This is a genomic window from Mesorhizobium sp. M0058, assembly GCF_040323095.1.
GTDB lineage: Bacteria > Pseudomonadota > Alphaproteobacteria > Rhizobiales > Rhizobiaceae > Mesorhizobium.
Window position 1 is genome coordinate 1 of sequence record NZ_JAMYUQ010000049.1, and the last position, 1,409, is coordinate 1,409.

The following is a 1,409-nucleotide window of genomic DNA, read 5'->3' on the forward strand; positions in this document are numbered from 1 at the left end:
GAGCTGGCGGCCATCCTGAATGCCAACGACCTAAAGCAGACGCTATCTCAAGGGAGGTTCCCCGGAGGGTTCGCCTGACTGAAGTGGCATTAGCCCCCGTTGTATGCCCATCCAGGATGGTTCGTCCGATCCGAGCAAGCATTTGTTATTGATCTACCGACTACGACGGTCTTAAATCGACTTGCCATTGCGTTTCGTAGGGAGGATGTGATGAGCAACGTGGTGTCAATTCGCAAGGCCACGCCTCGCGTGGAAGTGGTCGGAGCCAGTGGCGAATGGGTCGTCCGCATCATAGAGACCGACCAGGAAATTACACGCTCATTCGGCCTGGAATCGTTTGCGCTGTCCTTCGCTGAAGGCCAGCGGATACGGCTACATCTCGACAAGGTTGTGCGGCTTCAGGACCCTCCTGCGGCTAGGTAACCTCAGTACCTGGACGGTGTTGGACGATTCCATGGCTGGTGAGATGCTTGCGGTGTGACGTCTCTCGTCCGCCGGACGCAAGGGCGGCGGGCACCTTTTGAATTGACAAGGCGCGGGCTGATTGACAACCTTTGGCTGTAAATGCGCTTTGCCTCAAATTTCCACTGGAGGGACTGCATGAAGAAAGAATACAGCAAGCCAGTACTGACCAAACGTGGGCGTCTCAGCGCAGTGACGGCGCAATTGGCACCCAGTGTTGAACCGCGATCCACATCCTAAGCAAACCACGGCCCTGCAACAAAAGCCCGCTGGCTTCGGTCGGCGGGTTTTGTTCTGACGCGTGGTAGGAACCGGCGATGAGGCTGTTCCTCGTCGCACTCGTTGTTTTGTCTTTGATGGCCGTCGGCTTCTGGCTGGCGGCCCAGTTGTTCCTGCCTCACTGATCGAGCTCCAGCGGCTCATGATCTGGTTGCTCGTGCCACATGACCTGGCGGAAGTCGCGCTTGTCGACCTGCTGGCCGCAGATCGGGCATGGGTGAAATCGATCGTGCCCGTCCTGCGGTTGGTGTGGCTTGCCGGGCTTAGGCGGTCCAAGGTCGGCTATTCTGGTCATGCTCGAACGAACACGATTTCGCGGCAAAAGTTCCGTCAGTTGCTCTTCTCAGTTGGTGAAAGACATCGCACCAAAGCGATAGTCATCTGGTCGACCGTCGAAATGAGCCTCCAAAGCGCACTGCGCCACGGCGGTCGCCGCTTCCAACCCGTAGAGATCGACCGCAGATTGAGCGGCCTGATCTCGGTACATGCGAGGCGAGGAGGAATTGCAGCGCACCTATTTCGTCTGGCAGGTCGGACTTCATCGAATCGGAATGGGTTTTTTACACATTCGTTTATCTATTCATGGTTTCTAATACATATGGCATCCAACGCGTTCACCCGGATTTGGTTTGCTTTGAGCCGCCTAAGGCGCGCCACGAACGGTAACG

The 1,409-nt window shown here is 56.6% G+C and carries 2 protein-coding genes; both read left to right on the top strand.

Going from position 1 to position 1,409, the window contains the following annotated elements; genetic code table 11:
- The first annotated feature begins 210 nt into the window (after positions 1–210).
- Positions 211–423 (top strand): hypothetical protein, encoded by a 213-nt coding sequence (locus NKJ75_RS32710; RefSeq protein WP_023690461.1) that lies wholly within the window; start codon positions 211–213, stop codon positions 421–423.
- 460 nt (positions 424–883) lie between these two features.
- A partial coding sequence (locus NKJ75_RS32715; protein WP_352500756.1) for a hypothetical protein occupies positions 884–1,409 on the top strand: 526 nt, incomplete at its 3' end.

Excerpts from the sequence above, each read along its gene's own strand:
- NKJ75_RS32710 (WP_023690461.1), top strand. The coding sequence starts at position 211 with ATGAGCAACGTGGTGTCAATTCGCAAGGCCACGCCTCGCGTGGAAGTG.